This window comes from Kitasatospora papulosa, from assembly GCF_000717245.1.
GTDB classification, from domain to species: domain Bacteria; phylum Actinomycetota; class Actinomycetes; order Streptomycetales; family Streptomycetaceae; genus Streptomyces; species Streptomyces papulosus.
In genome coordinates this window covers 625,806-642,475 of record NZ_JNYQ01000004.1, presented here as the reverse complement: position 1 = coordinate 642,475, position 16,670 = coordinate 625,806, and the positions used below count along the sequence as shown (strand labels likewise).

At 70.5% G+C, this 16,670-nt stretch carries 14 protein-coding genes; 4 read left to right on the top strand and 10 right to left on the bottom strand.

Annotation, left to right across the window (positions count from 1 at the left end; translation table 11 throughout):
• Window positions 1-8: 8 nt before the first annotated feature.
• Both IA22_RS0114080 and IA22_RS0114075 read right to left on the bottom strand, forming a co-directional pair.
• Entirely contained in the window at window positions 9-3,227 is a 3,219-nt protein-coding gene (locus IA22_RS0114080; RefSeq protein ID WP_030123812.1) for a tetratricopeptide repeat protein, read from the bottom strand.
• A 285-nt stretch (window positions 3,228-3,512) separates the two neighbouring features.
• Window positions 3,513-4,154, bottom strand: a complete 642-nt coding sequence (locus tag IA22_RS0114075; protein ID WP_015578518.1) for a DinB family protein — start codon at window positions 4,152-4,154, stop codon at window positions 3,513-3,515.
• A gap of 124 nt (window positions 4,155-4,278) precedes the next feature.
• Here IA22_RS0114075 and IA22_RS0114070 point away from each other — a divergent pair, with 124 nt between their 5' ends.
• Window positions 4,279-4,677 carry a nuclear transport factor 2 family protein gene (locus IA22_RS0114070; RefSeq protein WP_030123811.1) on the top strand — a complete coding sequence of 133 codons (399 nt, stop codon included), beginning with the start codon at window positions 4,279-4,281 and terminating at the stop codon, window positions 4,675-4,677.
• A gap of 41 nt (window positions 4,678-4,718) precedes the next feature.
• The gene (locus tag IA22_RS0114065) at window positions 4,719-5,435 is read left to right on the top strand and encodes a helix-turn-helix transcriptional regulator (RefSeq protein WP_030123810.1); all 717 of its coding nucleotides are present in this window, start codon (window positions 4,719-4,721) and stop codon (window positions 5,433-5,435) included.
• Window positions 5,436-5,661: 226 nt separating this feature from the next.
• Here the strand turns inward: IA22_RS0114065 and IA22_RS0114060 are convergent, their stop codons facing one another.
• The 6 genes from IA22_RS0114060 to IA22_RS0114035 all read right to left on the bottom strand — a co-directional run bounded on the left by IA22_RS0114060 (window position 5,662) and on the right by IA22_RS0114035 (window position 10,939).
• The gene (locus IA22_RS0114060; protein ID WP_030123809.1) at window positions 5,662-6,069 is read right to left on the bottom strand and encodes a PIN domain-containing protein; all 408 of its coding nucleotides are present in this window, start codon (window positions 6,067-6,069) and stop codon (window positions 5,662-5,664) included.
• Window positions 6,066-6,329 carry a hypothetical protein gene (locus IA22_RS0114055; RefSeq protein ID WP_015578522.1) on the bottom strand — a complete coding sequence of 88 codons (264 nt, stop codon included), beginning with the start codon at window positions 6,327-6,329 and terminating at the stop codon, window positions 6,066-6,068. The genes IA22_RS0114060 and IA22_RS0114055 overlap by 4 nt, the downstream gene beginning before the upstream one ends.
• A 178-nt stretch (window positions 6,330-6,507) precedes the next feature.
• On the bottom strand, window positions 6,508-7,032 hold the full coding sequence (locus IA22_RS0114050) for a hypothetical protein (protein WP_030123808.1): 525 nt from the start codon (window positions 7,030-7,032) through the stop codon (window positions 6,508-6,510).
• Between the two features lie 14 nt (window positions 7,033-7,046).
• Entirely contained in the window at window positions 7,047-9,035 is a 1,989-nt protein-coding gene (locus IA22_RS0114045) for a hypothetical protein (protein WP_030123807.1), read from the bottom strand.
• Window positions 9,032-10,195 carry a 5'-methylthioadenosine/S-adenosylhomocysteine nucleosidase family protein gene (locus IA22_RS0114040; RefSeq protein WP_030123806.1) on the bottom strand — a complete coding sequence of 388 codons (1,164 nt, stop codon included), beginning with the start codon at window positions 10,193-10,195 and terminating at the stop codon, window positions 9,032-9,034. The genes IA22_RS0114045 and IA22_RS0114040 overlap by 4 nt, the downstream gene beginning before the upstream one ends.
• Entirely contained in the window at window positions 10,196-10,939 is a 744-nt protein-coding gene (locus tag IA22_RS0114035; protein WP_030123805.1) for an NUDIX hydrolase, read from the bottom strand.
• A 185-nt stretch (window positions 10,940-11,124) separates the two neighbouring features.
• Between IA22_RS0114035 and IA22_RS0114030 the strand changes: the two genes are divergently transcribed.
• Window positions 11,125-13,152 (top strand): thioredoxin domain-containing protein, encoded by a 2,028-nt coding sequence (locus tag IA22_RS0114030; protein ID WP_030123804.1) that lies wholly within the window; start codon window positions 11,125-11,127, stop codon window positions 13,150-13,152.
• A gap of 71 nt (window positions 13,153-13,223) precedes the next feature.
• Here IA22_RS0114030 and trhA read toward each other — a convergent pair whose 3' ends face one another.
• The gene (gene trhA, locus IA22_RS0114025; RefSeq protein WP_030123803.1) at window positions 13,224-13,907 is read right to left on the bottom strand and encodes a PAQR family membrane homeostasis protein TrhA; all 684 of its coding nucleotides are present in this window, start codon (window positions 13,905-13,907) and stop codon (window positions 13,224-13,226) included.
• A gap of 207 nt (window positions 13,908-14,114) precedes the next feature.
• Here trhA and IA22_RS0114020 point away from each other — a divergent pair, with 207 nt between their 5' ends.
• Window positions 14,115-15,941 carry a phosphoenolpyruvate carboxykinase (GTP) gene (locus IA22_RS0114020; protein WP_030123802.1) on the top strand — a complete coding sequence of 609 codons (1,827 nt, stop codon included), beginning with the start codon at window positions 14,115-14,117 and terminating at the stop codon, window positions 15,939-15,941.
• Between the two features lie 325 nt (window positions 15,942-16,266).
• Here the strand turns inward: IA22_RS0114020 and IA22_RS0114015 are convergent, their stop codons facing one another.
• Complete coding sequence (locus tag IA22_RS0114015; protein ID WP_030123801.1) at window positions 16,267-16,665, bottom strand: SCO4983 family protein; 399 nt, start codon at window positions 16,663-16,665, stop codon at window positions 16,267-16,269.
• Window positions 16,666-16,670: the final 5 nt, after the last annotated feature.

Genomic DNA, 16,670 nt, shown 5'->3' with positions numbered 1-16,670 from the left:
GGCCGTGCCTACGGCCGCACGTCCACCGGCACCCCCATCACCTCGCGGGCGTGCCGGGACGGCGTCAGACCGAGCCGCCAGGCCTGCCAGCCGTCGTCCAGGTCCACACCGCGGTTCAGGACCACCCGGAAGGCCTCCGCGCAGGTCTCCAGCTCCGTGTCCCTCAGCGGGTGGGCGGCCTCCAGCAGGTCGGCCAGCTCCTGCTGCGCCACCGCCGTGCCCACCTCGCTGCCGCCCGGCGAGGCGTACGGCAGCAGCGTGCACCGCAGGAACACCGCCCAGTCGCCGCCCCGCACGTCCCCGTACGAGGCGAACAGGGTGATCGCCTCACCGCACAGCTCCAGCGCCTGCGCCGCGCGGTCGTTGCCGCCGTCGATCAGGGCCAGCTCCAGGCAGGTCCAGGCCTCGCCGTGCGCCACGCCGATCCGGCGGAAGTCCGCCCGGGCGTCCATCAGGAGCTGTCGCGCGAAGCCGGAATTGCGCAGGTTTCCGGTCTGTGAGGCCCGCTGGTCGCGGGTCACGCGCCCCGAGTGGTGGCGGGCGCACGCCAGCCCGTACACGTCCCGCATCCGGGAGAACATCGTGCGGGCCCGCTCCAGCTCCCGCACCCCCTGGACGGCGTCGCCGTCCTCCTCCAGGGCCTGCCCCAGGTAGTAACGCGTCCACGCCTCGCCCCGCGCGTCCTCGTTGGCCCGGTGCCGGTCGAGGGCCCCGCGCAGCTGCTCCACCGCCGGAGCGGGGTCGCCGTCCAGGAGCCGGGCACGGGCCAGCTGCGTCAGCGCCCACGCCTCCCCGCGCTCGTCCCGGGTGCGGCCGTACAGGTCCAGCGCGGTGGACAGCTCCTCCTCCGCCCGGGCGACCTCGCCCATCCGCAGACACACCTGGCCGAGCTGGAAGTGCGACCAGGCCTCGCCGTGCAGCGACTCGCCCTCACGGTGCAGGGTCAGCGCGGTGTGCAGCAGGGCCAGGGCCTCGGCCAGATTGGCCCGGTCGCGCTCGACGGCGGCGAGGGCGTGCAGGGACCAGGCCCGGTCCTCGGACTGCTCCGGTGACTCCTGGAGGGCGAGCGCCTCCCGCAGCCGCGCCGAGGCCTCCGCGAGGTTCCCCTGGTGGTGCAGCGTGATGCCGAGCGAGCAGAGCGCGAGCGCGGCGCCCGCGTCGTTCTGTGCCTCGCGGTAGAGGCCGACGACCGAGGACAGCGTGGTGCGGGCCTTGTCGAGCTCCCCGAGCTGCCGGGCCGCGATGCCCGTACGCCACTGGACCGACCGCTCCAGGAGCCCTTGGTCGACGGCGCGCGTCAGCTCGCTGATCTCTCCGAGGCGGTAGAGGTCGCCGCGCAGCAGGCAGTAGTCGCACAGGGCGCCCAGCAGGTGGAGCACCGAGCGCTGGTCGACGCCCTCCGTGTGACGCAGCGCCGAGGTGATGAAGCTGGACTCGTCGTCCAGCCACCGCAGGGCCGCGTCGAGCGAGCTGAAGCCGTGCGAGCCGAACTGCCCGGCACGCGTCGACATCTTGCCGTCGACCATCCGGATCACGGCGTCGGCGAGCTCCGCGTAGTTCTGGATGAGGCGCTCCTGCGCGGCCGTACGGTCGGCCGCCGGTTCCTCGTCGAGCAGCCGGGCCAGGGCGAAGTCGCGTACGAGGTCGTGCAGCCGGTAGCGCGCGCCCCGCACATGGACCAGGAGACCGGCCCTGGCCAGCGACTCCAGCAGACGGCCCGCCTCCTGCTCGTCACAGGACAGCAGCGACGCGGCCGCCGCCGCCCCGAGGCTGGCCCGTCCGGCCAGGGCGAGCCGCCGCAGCAGCCGGCGGGCCGGCTCGGACTGGTCGGTGTAGCGCAGCCACAGGGCACGCTCGACGGGTCCCACCGGACCGTAGGCCCCCAGTGCGTCGGCGAGCTCGGCCCGGTTGCGCGCGCCGAGCGAGGAGCCCGCCACCCGCAGCGCCAGCGGCAGCGCGCCGCACAGCTCCACGACCGCGTCGGTCGAGGGGAAGTCGTACGGGCCGGCCTCCTCGTCCTCCGCGGACTCGCGCAGCACTTCCTCGGCACCCGCCGCGTCCAGGCCGCCGACGGGCAGGTGGTACACCCGTGCGGGGATGTCGGCGGGCAGGTCGAGGGGCTCACGGGCGGTGACGAGGACCAGGCTGTCGGAGCGCTCGGGCACGAGCGTGCTGACCTGGGCCGCGTCGGTGGCGTCGTCCAGGACGACCGTGACGGGTGTGCCCGTCAGATGCTGGTGGTAGAGCTCGCTCAGCCGCCGTACCTGCTGCTCGGCCGAGGACCTCTCGCGGAAGAGCAACTGCTCGCGCGGAGCGCCCAGCCGGTTGAGCAGGTGCAGCAGCGCGTCCCGGGTCGGCAGCGGGGTCTCACCGGCCACGTCTCCCCGCAGATCGACCACGCACGCCCCGCGGAACTGGTCCTTGAGCGCGTGCGCGGCCCGCACGGCGAGCGTGGTGCGTCCGGAGCCCGGAGTGCCGTGCAGGACGACCACGGTGGGCCGGGTCTCGGTCGCCGCGCGGGCCGCGTGCACCCACTGGGCGATCTGCGCCAGCTCCCCGCGACGCCCCGCGAACGGCCCCTCCGCCGCCGGCAGATGGCCGAAGGACTGATCGAGGACCGAGCGGGTCCGTGCGGCCGCGCTGCGGTCACCGCCGCGCAGCTGCGCCACCACGGACGCGCCCGGCTTCTTCGGCGGGCGGGCCGACGCGGTCAGCATGCGCTGCTGGTCGAGGAACGGGCGGATGCCCCGTACCTCCAGCGCGGTCAGCCACTCCAGCCGCAGCTGCTCCGGACCGCCGGGCTGGTTCCGCTCACCCGCCCTGCGGTGCGCGGCGGGCCAGTGCGACGCGGTCACCCTGGCCATCGTCGCGGTCGTCCCCGCCACGGCGACGACCGCGCCCGCCCCCAGGGCGAGACCGGTCGCGGTGCCGAGCGCCAGGTCCGCCCCGAACGCCGCGGCGGCGGCAACACCCGTCACCAGCAGGGGGGTTCCGAGTGTCGCCTTGCTGAACCGCGCCGACAGCGGCTGCTGTCCGGCTCCCGCGGCGTCCAGCGCCCGGGTGTAGGCGGCGTACTCGTCGGCCGCCCCGGCCGCCATGCTGTCGAGCGCGCCCCGCCCCCGCGACAGCAGCGCGCCGGAGTCCGTCCTGCCTCCCGTCCGCCGCGCCTCCTCCTCCACGGCACGTACCAACAGCCTTTCGGCTTCCGCCCGATGGCTGTCCCGCATGCGTCCCCCTCGTTGCGCGCCTCGCCGGCCGCGACCGGATCGGTTCGTGTGGACCACCCAGTCTCCAATGTCCGATGCCCCGGCGACAGGGCGTCCGAGGGACCACTCGCCACTCCTGCCCGTCCGCGTCCGCGCGGTCCCTCCGGGCGCCGAGTTCGTCCGGCACCGCCGGTGCGGTCTGCCCACGACCCGGCGGTCCCGCCACCTCGCGGTCGGACCGCGAACGACGGCACCGGCGGGGCCGCCATCTTCCGCAGCCCATCGGGAACCAGACGCTTCGGCAGATCAGCCCGCACGGCCGCCATCACGCCGCTCGAACATCACGTCACGTGGCACAGCCCTCCGTGCCGTGGACGAAGCGGCCGATCTGGCGGCCTGCTCGACCTTCGCGTAGTAGGCGTCGCGGGCCTTCCCGTCGATCCGCGTCTCGTGTTCGGGGCGCATCCCGGTCCGGCCGTCGACGCCTTCGCGCAGGATGTCGGCGTGCCCGGCATGCCGGTTGGTCTCGCCGAGGACGTGGACCAGGACGGCGAACAGGTTCGTGCCGGTATGCGGCTCCGGCCACCACGGCACGTGGCCGGGGGCGTCGAGGGGAAGTTCGTCGATCGTCGCGTCCGAGTGTTCCCACGTGCGCCGGCAGGACTCGATGATCTGTTCCCGGGTCTCGTCCTCGGTCGCCCACAGATCGCTGCCGTCGTGGTCCTGCCACCGGGGCAGCGGTTCCGGGGAAGGGCGGTCGAAGACCTCGCCGAAGTACCTGGCCTCGACGCCGGCTACGTGTTTGACCAGGCCGAGGAGGTTGCTCCCGGACACGGTCAGCGGCCGGCGGGCGTCGTACTCGGACAGGCCGTCTAGCTTCCAGACCAGCGCCTCGCGGTCCCGTCGCAGTCTCCCGTGCAGGTGGTCCTTCGCGAAGTCGTCGATCATGCGGCCTGAGCCTGCCATGGGCTACTGGCGGCCTCAAGATCCCGTGCGTGGACCGCAACGACTCCGTGAGGGATTTCCGGAACACCGACATACTGTTGTCGCGTCGGCGTCCAAGAGTGGGGGCATGACCGAGAACGCGAACCCCACGACCAGTTCCTCCGCCCGGCGCTCGCTCGACCTGTGGCTGACCATGTGGAACACCGACGGCGACATCGCACGCCAGATCTGCGCCGACGACTTCCGCATCCACTTCGCCGTGACCGAGCCCGACGGGTCGACCCCCGCGGACGACATCCGCACCGCCGAGGACTTCGCGCGGTACCTTCGCTGGTGGCACGGCCAGAACCCGGGCGTCGTCTTCACCGGCATCGCCGATGCCGTCGACGGCGACCACGGCCGACTGCTGTGGGACGTGGACGCGAACGGCCAACGCGCGGGCGGTGTCGACGTGTTCGACTTCGCTGAGGACGGCCGGGTCCGACGGGTCTGGTCCGTCGGCGGACAGCGGAGCATGCGCAGCTGACGCTCGGCACCGATGGCGGCCGCCTCTGCCACACTCGAGGCATGAAGCGAGCCGAGCGGCAGTACGCCCTTGTCGATCTGCTCCGCGGAGCACGTCGGCCAAGGCCTGCCGCTCGGCTCGCCGACGAGTTCGGAGTCTCCCCGCGCACCATCGAACGCGACATCGCATCACTTCAGCTCGCCGGAGTCCCGATCTACGCGGAGCACGGGGCGACCGGTGGCTACGCGATCCTGCGTGAGTACTCGCTGCCGCCGCTGAACCTGTCCGCCACCGAGTCGCTTGCCGTGCTCGCCGGGCTCGCACTGCTCGATTCCTCGCCGTACCAGGCGGCCGCCCGCCGGGCACGCGCGAAGATCGCCGCCGTCATGGAGGAGGAACACCGCGAGCCCGTACAGAAGATGCTCGGGATGATGCAGGTCATCGACGCCGTGGCCCCGACGAACGACGCCGTGCCGCTCGGCATGCTCTCCGACGTGATAGCCGACCGGCGGGTGGTGCGGCTGACTTATCTGGGTGAGGACAAGGACGGCGGCCCCGATCCCGCCACCAGCACCGTCCGCGACGTGGAGACGATGGGACTCCTTCGCGCGGGCGACGCCTGGCTCCTCGCCGGCTGGTGCCGGCTCCGTGACGCGATCCGTGGCTTCCGCATCGAGCGGATCACCGAACTCAGGATTCTCGACGAGGCCCCTCCACCCCGTGATCCGGCGCTCCTGGAGGCGGACCTCGCGCGATGGCCGACGCGGCGCCTCACCTGAACCGGCCTGAACTCCGTAGATCGACCGTGGTGGCGAAAGGCGCGGTGGCCTTCCATGCCCGTTCGTACCCCGCTCCGTGGCGCGGGTGTACGGGAGCCGGGTGCCCGTGGATCGGACCTACGGCCAACCGGCTTGCGCAGACTGCCTCGCCTTATCTCCTCCAGCACGCCGGTATCCCCGTCGGCTGTTCGTTGTGGTCGCCCCAGGCGGGATGTGGCCGTGTTGCCTATACGTCTCGGATGATCACGCGCTTACCACAGAGCTTGGACCAATCGTCACGGTCGGAGGTCAGAACGATCGCAGGAGCCGGGACGCGGAGCGCGAGCGCGGCGACGAGGGCGTCGATCGCGTACTTGTGCCCATGCAGCCCGCCTGCGTCCTGAAGTAGCGCCACGGCGGTCAGGGAGTCCTCCTGGCTGACCGGCTCCACCCGCAGTCGGGACAGCACCCACTTCAACCGCGCAAGATCGGTCTTGCTGTGCACGGCTTCGACGACGGTCAGCGCAGACACGAGGACGGGAACCCCGACCTGCCGGGCTGCCTCGATGCGGGCCGCCATGCCGCGGTCGTCGCGTAGAAGCAGGGAGAGCGCCTCGGAGTCGAGCACCAGCGAGCGGGCCGGCTGCTCCTTCACGCGGCGCCACGCTCCGTGTGCTCGTCTGCGAACAGCTCGCGACGAGCGGCTTCGATCTCCTGTTCCGTGAGCGGGCCGTGCTCTTCTTCGTGGGCCGCGACGATCTCAGCGAGCCCGTCCATGGCGAGCTGGTGCCTGACGGCCTCGGTGACGTAGCCGGACAGCCCTCGGCGGCCGGTCCTTGATCGGAGTTCACTGACCAACTCGGCAGGCATGGACACGGAGATGTTCTCAGTGACTCCGGAACGGTTCTGCTTCATGGAATCAGTGTAAGACCGTCTCTATTACATTCGCGAGACCGTCCGTGCAACCGCCTGACTGACGGCCGGCGGAGGCATCGCCTGAGTCGCTGAGATCGACTGCCCGGACCTGAGGGAAGCGCCGCCCTCGATCGAGTGATCGGATCAGATCGGAGCTCGCCCTGCGGCGGGGCAAGTGTTACCCCTCCGCACGGCGCAGGAACTGCCAGCCCAGCGCCGCCAGGGTGAGCGTCTGCGCAAGTGAGGTGAGCACGAGTAAGGGGTGAACGGTGGGGGAGCACCAGAACGCGACCGTGCAGACCATGGGCAGGATCAGGTACGTGAACAGGTCCACTGCTGTCTGAAGCCGCTTGCGCACTGCGCGGCCCGCAACATCGCGGTGATAGACCTCCCACCCGAACATTGCGCCCCTGGCGGAGGCGAGGTCTCCCAGACGCGGCCCCAGCCGGTCGCGGACGTAGCAGCCGATCGCCGAGATCTTCTCGTCATTGACCAGGTAGGTCCAGCCCAGGATCAGACAGATCGCGGGGGCGGAGAGCAACAGTCCGGCCTGCCCGCTTTGGACGGTGACCGCTACGACCGCGGTGACTGCGGCGAGCGTGAAGTAGAGCAGGTTGTCGCGGAATCCTATGCGGGTCTTCTGTTCCTCCTTGAGGCGGTCGTACTCGGCCAGCAGGACTTTGCTCTCGGTGACATCGTCCATGTAGGTCACAGCCTTCAGTCGGCGATCTGGAAGGGCGTCAGGTTGTCGGGGTTGTGTCGTTCGAGCCAGCCCTTCCCGTCTGCTGCGATCCCCTCCAGGAGGCGGAAGGTATGGGTGAAGCCGGTCGTGCTGAGACTGATCTCGGAAATCTCCCGGGCGCTTTCGTCCGGTGCCAGTTGATGGGCATCGGCGTCCTTCACACGGATCTTCCGAGCTGGGCCGTTGGTGAGGACGAGCTCCAGGTCGTAACCGGCATCTGCGTTCTCCGTCACCTGCACCGAGGACAGGGCGTCGAACCGGTAGTTGCTCCGCTGCTCGTTCCTGCGCGTCGAGTCGGAGAACTCGAGCTCGGAGCTGACTTCGCGGATGCCGTCCCGGGTGAACAGGAACAGGCGGATGACGTAGTGCGAGTACCGCCATGGACCGCCCTGGATCCGGGCCCGTTTGTAGGGGCGCGCAGGAGCCACCAGGATGGTGTGCGTGATCAGATCCCGCCAGGTGAGCCGGTGGTGCCGCAGCGCCTCATCGACGAACGACGTCTTGTCGCAGGCGAGCCAGGTCTCCATCTCCACCTCACTGGGGCGGGTTTCGTCCAAGTACGCCTTCCAGCGCTGGTGAGCCTTCTGCCGTGCCGCCAGCTCTTCCTGGTACTCCCGCACCTCCATGGCCAGGCGGTGCCTTTCACGCCGGACCTTCAGCCACAGCTGAGCGGCCGCGTGCCCCGACCAAGCCAGGGCGAGAAAGGCCAGTAGGGCCCACACCGGCCGTGGCTGCACGGCACCCCGGACCGCCGTGCCCAGCCCTGCCAGGACCGCGGCGCCGCACACGGCGAGGGCTGCCACGGTCAGCACCTTTGTCCTGGTCGGCGTTCGGTCCTGAGGGTGCCGATCGAACAGGGTGCCGTTGTTGTGCCGGGTCCGGGCCTCCTCGGCGAGGTATCGGATCAGCCAGTTGACCCGGTCGACACCGATCCGGTTCTCCCGGTAGAGGTCAGCGATCTCGGCGGCGAGGTCGCTGCGGACCTCAGCGGTGTGCGCAAGCCAGGCATCCGGGGTGAATCCGTGGGGCGTGCGGACTGTGAAGTAGTGCTCGAACCTGTTGCGGACGCTGTTGGTGAACCCGCCCTCGGGAGGTGCGGGACTGTGCGGCTGCGGGGCGTCGGACCCGGCCGTGCGGTCCGGCCGGGGCTGTCGGCCCCACCACTGGATGCCGCATCGGGCCGCGGCGCGGCCTGCGCCGAGTGCGACCAGTGACTCGATGACCGCCAGAGCCGGGTGGGCGATCCATGCCAGGGCTCCGAGGGTCACACTGCTGACTACGAACAGGACCACCCGGGGCGGGAGGGCCGCCTGGGCGGCGGCAGCGGCAGCAGTGTCCAGGCGGGGTGGCGCGGCCCGTGCCCCGATGGGGGAAGGCTCGAAGTAGGCCCAGACCCGCTTGGCCCGGTGGTTGCCCCAGCGCTCCGCGTCGGCCTTTTCGAGGGTCTCCGCCCACAGATCGTCCTTCAGGCCCCCGGTGAGCATGAGATCGAGGTGGCGGAGGATCGCATCATGCTGACGGGAAGGCAGATCCTGCAACTGCTTCAGCACGGGTCCGGTTGTTCCGCTGGCGGAGCCGAGCGCCGTCAGCAGGTCGAAGACGACGCGCAGGGCTTCCTTCCACTCGCCCTCGGGGTAGGACCGAATGAGCCCGGAGGCGCGGTGCAGCTGCTGAACCTCTTCGGCGCTGAGGTCGTGGTGGGTGCGTGTGCTGAACATGGCGAGCACCCAGTGGAACCGAACCTCCGCGTTGCGGTAGCCGTGAGCGATCGCATCAGTGATCATTTCGCGGGCGCGGCTGGGAACTCCGTCTTCCAGAAGCCGCACGCCCACCCTGTACTTCTCCTGTGGTGAAGCATCCGGGTGGACGAAGTAGACGCTGGAGTTGTGTACGGTCTCAGCCTGAATCCCGATAGTGGAGTCGTGCGCGGCAGAGCTGTACGTGGCACCGTCGCTGTCGCTCATGCCCGGTCACCGGCTGCGGCGATCAACGGGGCCAGCTCGGCCATCAGTGCAGGGCACTCCACGACCAGCCCGCGCAGTCTCCTGAGCGTCATGGCTGCCCGCTTCGACGAATCAGAGGTTTGTTCCCCGGCTGACCGGATGGCGGATTCCAGGTCGGCCAAGGCCTCTTGGTACGTGTCCTGGTCGAGGCCGCCTTCAGCGCGGTGCCGCGTCAGATTTTCTCGGAAGCCATGGAGTGCCGCGCACAGGTCCAGCGGTCCGGACTCCTCCGGAGCCGTGTACATGTGCACGCTGCTGCCCGTGACCGAGCTGGCCATGATGCCAACCGTGCTGTTGTGGGCAGTGTTGCTGACGTGTCGGTCGAGTCGGTCGGTCGAAGGGGCCCTGTCGTCTCGGGGCACCACGGTCTCCTCCTGCTCCCCCGCCAGTTCCACTGCCAGCCGGATGGCGAACGCCGCCGCGTTCGTTGCGGCCTGCGGCTGCCAGCTGCGGTCGTCCGTAGTGTTCTTCGTGCCGTCCGCGCGATCGCTGATTCCTCGGATGATGGCCACCGGCGCCCCGTTGAGATGGCCCGCTTGTGCCACCCCGGCCGCCTCCATCTCGATGGCGAGCGCGTCGTTGTAGTGCTGCCGGATCCATGTCGCCTCGGCCGAGACCCTTGAGTTCTGGACGATCTCGCCGGCGGCGATCGCCCCGAAGCGCACCTGTGGTGCGGGCTCGTGACCGGAGGCGGAGTCCGCCCAGTCGTCCAAGCGGGCCAGGTGCGAGGCGAGCTGGCTGATCCTGTGCGGTGCTTCCCACACCCGTGGGCGCGCCTTGAGCCCGTCGTCCTCGCTGGTCCCACCGTGGTAGGCGTACACATGTGACGCCACTACCACGTCACCCAGCCTGGTGGCGTCCCATAAGGCGCCGGCGACCCCGACGAACAGCACGGCCGCCGGCGAGAACTCCTGAATCGCGCGTTCGGCGATCACTGCGGCGGAATGATTTCCTTTGTTTGTCAGGCCGAGTGCGACACGGCACGACGTACTTTGCACGGTTCCCACTTCGAACCGGGTGCCACGCTCATGGAGGTGCGCGTGCGGGCTCGCCAGCTTCCGGCGCACGGCCTGGTACTCGAGATTGAGGGCGGTGAGAATCACCACCGGACCGTTCGGCATCTATTCCTCTTCCCCGTTCGGGTTCTCTTCCGTAGCGGACGGCGTGGGTCGGATCAGCGGTGGGAACAGGACGGTTTTCGGACCGGCCCGGTACAGCCGTGCCGGTCGCCCGCCCGTGGTCCTGCGGTCCGTGCCGACGGGAATGATGAATCCCTTCGCGGCTTGGACCTTCCGGTAGAAATTTCGAGTGTCGAGTGCGGTGCCCCAGACTGCCTCGTACACCTGTTGCAACTCTGCGATGGTGAACTCCTCCGCGCAGAACGCCGTGGCCAGCGACGAGAACTCGAGCTTGGTGCGGGCATGTTCGATCCCGTCCGTTGCGATTCGACGATGGTCGAAGGCCAGTTCCACCTCCCCCGACAGCACGGCTTCCGCGGGAATCCAGGAGGCATCGGTGGCATCCGTTCCCGCGACCGGGTCGGGTAGCCCTGGTGCGATCGCCAGGTGCGCCACGGAAACGACTCGGCCCCGGGGGTCGCGATTCGATTCTCCGTACACGGCCAACTGCTCAAGATGTACCCAGCTGGATGCCAGGGCTGTTTCCTCGTTCAGTTCGCGGTGGGCGGCATCCAGAATTTCCTCGCGATCGTGGTTCAGGAATCCTCCGGGCAGGGCGGGCATGCCTCGGAAGGGGGCTTCGCCCCGCTCCACCACCAGCACGTGGAGGCGGCCCTCCCGCAGCGTCAGGATCACGAGATCGACCGTCAGTAGCACAGGGGGTGGTGACCATGCGTCATCTTGCATGCCTCGTAAGGTACTGCAGTTATTGTCAATCTCACAAGAAGGGGGGTGTGTGGCGCTTGCCGGCGCGCGCGACTCCGCAGTCCCGGTGCGGGTGACGGGGCTTCGTGGGCCGACCGGCCGGAACCGACTCCGCCAGTGCGTTCGGATTTCAGGGTTCCCGCGGCAGGTGCTGCGATACTGCCCGCATGGTGAACCGCCTGGCCGATGCCATGTCCCCGTACCTCCTCCAGCACGCCGACAACCCCGTCGACTGGTGGCAGTGGTCGCCCGAGGCGTTCGAGGAAGCCAGAAGGCGGAACGTTCCCGTGCTGCTCAGCGTGGGCTACGCCAGCTGCCACTGGTGCCACGTGATGGCCCACGAGTCCTTCGAGGACCCGTCCGTCGCCGACTACCTCAACGCGCACTTCGTCCCGGTGAAGGTCGACCGCGAGGAGCGGCCCGACGTCGACGCCGTGTACATGGAGGCCGTGCAGGCCGCGACCGGCCAGGGCGGCTGGCCGATGACCGTCTTCCTCACCGCCGAGGCCGAACCCTTCTACTTCGGCACGTACTTCCCGCCCGAGTCCCGCCACGGCATGCCGTCCTTCCAGCAGGTGCTCGAAGGGGTCGCCGCCGCCTGGACGGACCGGCGCGAGGAGGTCGCCGAGGTGGCCGGCCGCATCGTGCGCGATCTCGCGGGCCGGTCCCTGGCGGCCGCCGAGGGCGGCCTCCCGGGTGAACCCGAACTGGCCCAGGCCCTGCTGCGGCTGACCCGGGACTACGACGAGAGGCACGGCGGCTTCGGCGGCGCACCCAAGTTCCCCCCGTCCATGGTCATCGAGTTCCTGCTGCGCCACCACGCGCGTACGGGTGCCGAGGGCGCCCTGCAGATGGCCGCCGACAGCTGTGCGGCGATGGCGCGCGGCGGGATCTACGACCAGCTCGGCGGCGGCTTCGCCCGCTACTCCGTGGACCGTGAGTGGGTCGTCCCGCACTTCGAGAAGATGCTCTACGACAACGCCCTGCTGTGCCGCGTCTACGCCCATCTGTGGCGGGCCACCGGCTCGGACCTGGCCCGCAGGGTGGCCCTGGAGACCGCCGACTTCATGGTCCGCGAGCTGCGGACCGCCGAGGGCGGGTTCGCCTCCGCGCTGGACGCCGACAGCGAGGACGCCCAGGGCCGCCACGTCGAGGGTGCGTTCTACGTCTGGACGCCCGCGCAGCTGCGCGAGGTGCTGGGCGAGGACGACGCCGCCTTCGCCGCCGAGTACTTCGGTGTGACCGAGGAGGGCACCTTCGAGGAGGGCTCGTCCGTCCTGCGGCTCGTGCCGACGGGGGAGGCGGAGCCCGCCGACGACGAGCGGATCGCCGGTGTGCGGGCCCGGCTGCTCGCGGCCCGTGAGCTGCGCCCGCGCCCGGAGCGCGACGACAAGGTCGTCGCCGCCTGGAACGGGCTGGCGATCGCCGCGCTCGCCGAGACCGGGGCCTACTTCGACCGTCCGGATCTGGTCGAGCGCGCCACCGAGGCCGCCGACCTCCTGGTGCGCGTCCACATGGGTGACGTCGCCCGGCTCTGCCGCACCTCGAAGGACGGGCGCGCCGGGGACAACTCCGGGGTGCTCGAGGACTACGGCGACGTTGCCGAGGGCTTCCTCGCGCTGGCCTCCGTCACCGGGGAGGGCGCCTGGCTGGAGTTCGCGGGCTTCCTGCTGGACATCGTGCTGCAGCACTTCACCGGGGAGAAGGGGCAGCTCTTCGACACCGCGGACGACGCGGAGCAGCTGATCCGGCGGCCCCAGGACCCCACCGACAACGCCACCCCGGCCGGCTGGACCGCTGCCGCGGGGGCGCTGCTCTCCTACGCGGCGCACACCGGCTCCGAGGCGCACCGTGCGGCGGCCGAGGGCGCCCTCGGGGTCGTGGGGGCCCTCGGCCCGAAGGCACCCCGGTTCATCGGCTGGGGGCTGGCGGTCGCCGAGGCGCTGCTGGACGGTCCGCGCGAGGTCGCCGTGGCCGGGCCGGTCGCCGGGGAGCTGCACCGGACGGCCCTGCTGGGGCGGGCCCCCGGCGCGGTCGTCGCCGTCGGTGAGGGTTCGGACGCGGGCAGCGAGTTCCCGCTGCTGGTGGACCGGCCGTTGGCCGGAGGCGCACCGACCGCCTATGTCTGCCGGCACTTCGTGTGCGACGCGCCGACCACGGACGCCGGGGAGCTGGCCGCGAAGCTGGGCGGCTGACCCGAGGGGCGAAGAGGTACGACGAGGGGCCCGGCCATGACGGCCGGGCCCCTCGTCGTACCGAACGGCGGTTACTGCTGGTAGGCGACCAGGGAGATGCCGACGTAGTGCGCGACGAACGCGGCCAGCGTCAGCGAGTGGAACACCTCGTGGAAGCCGAACCAGCGCGGTGACGGGTTCGGGCGCTTCAGGCCGTAGATGACGCCCCCCGCGCTGTAGAGCAGCCCGCCGACGACGACGAGGACCAGCACCGCGACGCCTCCGGCGCGCATGAAGTCCGGCAGGAAGAACACCGCTGCCCAGCCCATGGCGATGTAGCACGGGGTGTAGAGCCAGCGCGGGGCGCCGACCCAGAACACGCGGAAGGCGATTCCGGCCGCCGCGGCTCCCCAGATCCCCCACAGGAGCGGGCGGCTGGTGGACTCGGGCAGCAGCAGGAGGGTCAGCGGCGTGTAGGTGCCCGCGATGATCAGGAAGATGTTGGCGTGGTCCAGCCTGCGCAGCACCGCCTCGCCGCGCGGACCCCAGGTGCCCCGGTGGTAGACCCCGCTCACACCGAAGAGCAGGCAGGCGCTGAGTACGTAGACGGCGCAGGCGACCCGTGCGCGAGTGCTGTCGGCCAGGGAGACCAGGACGATCCCGGCTATGACCACCGCGGGGAACATCCCCGCGTGCAGCCAGCCACGCATCCGTGGTTTGACCGGGACGGGGTCGGTGAGCTCGACGGGTCCGGACGCGGCAGCGGCAGAAGTCATGTCCGCATGCTACCTACGCTTCCGTAGGTAACGGATCCGAGTGGTGATGCTCACGTGTGCGGCCCCCTGGACATATGGGCGGGATGGTCGGATGATCAAATGAGTGCGGTCGGCACCGGATGAGCGCCAGGGGAATTCGAAGGGGTCAGCATCCGGGTCGCAGCCCCCACGGGGCCGGACAACACACCCTCTCTACAAGGAGCGATCGTGGCGCGAGACATCGCGGCTCCCCTCACTGTTCCCACTCGGCACCAGGAGCTCCTCTCCTGGGTGGACGAGATCGCCGCCCTCACCCAGCCGGACCGCGTGGTCTGGTGCGACGGCTCCGAGGCCGAGTACGAGCGCCTGTGCGGGGAGCTCGTCGCCAAGGGCACGTTCACGAAGCTCGACCCGGTCAAGCGCCCCAACTCGTACTACGCCGCCTCCGACCCGAGCGACGTCGCCCGCGTCGAGGACCGCACCTACATCTGCTCCGAGAAGGAGGAGGACGCGGGCCCGACCAACCACTGGAAGGCGCCCGCCGAGATGCGGGAGATCTTCGCGGGGGAGAGCGGCGTCTTCCGCGGCTCCATGCGCGGCCGCACGATGTACGTCGTCCCGTTCTGCATGGGCCCCGTCGGCTCGCCGCTCTCCGCGATCGGCGTCGAGATCACCGACTCCGCGTACGTCGCCGTCTCCATGCGCACCATGACGCGCATGGGCCAGGAGGTCCTGGACGAGCTCGGCACGGACGGCTTCTTCGTCAAGGCCGTCCACACCCTCGGCGCCCCCCTGGCCGAGGGCGAGGCCGACGTCCCGTGGCCCTGCAACTCCACCAAGTACATCTCGCACTTCCCCGAGGACCGGGAGATCTGGTCCTACGGTTCGGGTTACGGCGGCAACGCCCTGCTCGGCAAGAAGTGCTACGCCCTGCGCATCGCCTCCGTCATGGCCCGCGACGAGGGCTGGCTCGCCGAGCACATGCTGATCCTCAAGCTCACGCCCCCGCGTGGCGGGGCGAAGTACGTCGCCGCCGCCTTCCCGAGCGCCTGCGGCAAGACCAACCTCGCCATGCTGGAGCCCACCATCCCCGGCTGGACCGTCGAGACCATCGGCGACGACATCGCCTGGATGCGGTTCGGCGAGGACGGCCAGCTGTACGCCATCAACCCCGAGGCCGGCTTCTTCGGTGTCGCGCCCGGCACCGGCGAGCACACCAACGCCAACGCCATGAAGACCATGTGGGGCAACTCCGTCTTCACCAACGTCGCGCTCACCGACGACGGCGACGTGTGGTGGGAGGGCATGACCGAGGAACTGCCCGCGCACCTCACGGACTGGAAGGGCAACGACTGGACGCCCGAGTCCGGCACGCCCGCCGCCCACCCCAACGCCCGCTTCACCGTCCCCGCCGGGCAGTGCCCGATCATCGCGCCCGAGTGGGAGGACCCGAAGGGTGTGCCGATCTCGGCGATCCTCTTCGGCGGCCGCCGCGCGTCCGCGGTCCCGCTGGTCACCGAGTCCTTCACCTGGCAGCACGGCGTCTTCCTCGGCGCCAACGTCGCCTCGGAGAAGACCGCCGCCGCCGAGGGCAAGGTCGGCGAGCTGCGCCGCGACCCGTTCGCCATGCTGCCGTTCTGCGGCTACAACATGGGCGACTACATGAAGCACTGGGTCGAGGTCGGCAACGACAAGGCGGACCGGTCGAAGCTGCCGAAGATCTACTACGTGAACTGGTTCCGCAAGGACGACGCGGGCAGGTTCGTCTGGCCCGGGTTCGGTGAGAACAGCCGCGTCCTCAAGTGGATCGTCGAGCGGCTGGACGGCAGGGCCGAGGGCGTCGAGACCCCGATCGGCATCCTGCCGGCCAAGGGCTCCCTGGACACCGAGGGGCTGGAACTCTCCGAGTCCGAGCTCGACTTCCTGCTGTCCGTCGACAAGGAGGTCTGGCGCGAGGAGGCGGCGCTGATCCCCGAGCACCTCAACACCTTCGGCGACCACACGCCGAAGGAGCTGTGGGACGAGTACCGCGCGCTGGTCCAGCGCCTGGGCTGACCGCGTCCCGACTCCGCGGCCGGGTCCCTTCGGCGTCCGCCCTGACCTGTGGGGCCGACGGCCCGCCGCGGCACGGCACCCGGAGCCCCCTCATGGTTCCGGGTGCCGCTTCTTCCAGGAGACCCTCTCCGGCGTGGTCGTACCCCGTGTCGGAGCGAACGTCCATGCGTCGCCGACAACGTGCACGCACGACCTTCACATCTGTCGCGTGAGGTGCGGCGGACGGCCGGTGCGTCCGGCCTCGCACGCCCACGTCCCGCCGGCCGCGTCCCGCGGGTGTGTGGCACCCGGTCCACGCGTCTTCGCGACCCGTGGACCGGGGCCGTCAGGGCGCGCCGACCAGGACGGTGGGCGCGGTGGGGGTGGACAGGGCCGCGGCGTGCGTGTCCATGGCCTCGGCCGCCAGGATCGCGACGGCGGTGTCGGCGCGGGATGCCGCCACCACCAGGGCCCGGCCGGCGAGCGCGTGCGCCCGGCGGTGCAGGGCCGCCGGGGACGCCTCGCTCCGTCCGGCGTGCCGGGCGGGCGGAGCGGAACGGAGCCTGGCCACCTGCTGGGCGATGCGTTCGCCCAGGGCGGTGAGGCCCAGCTCGTCGGTGACGGCGAGCAGGGCCGCGAGATGTCCGGCGAGCTGGATGTCCAGCTCGTCCTCGCGGCTGCGGTGCGGGAAATCGGCGTTGTCGGCCGATGTGTGGACCGACTTGCTGCGGATCGGCTCGTACATGGGTG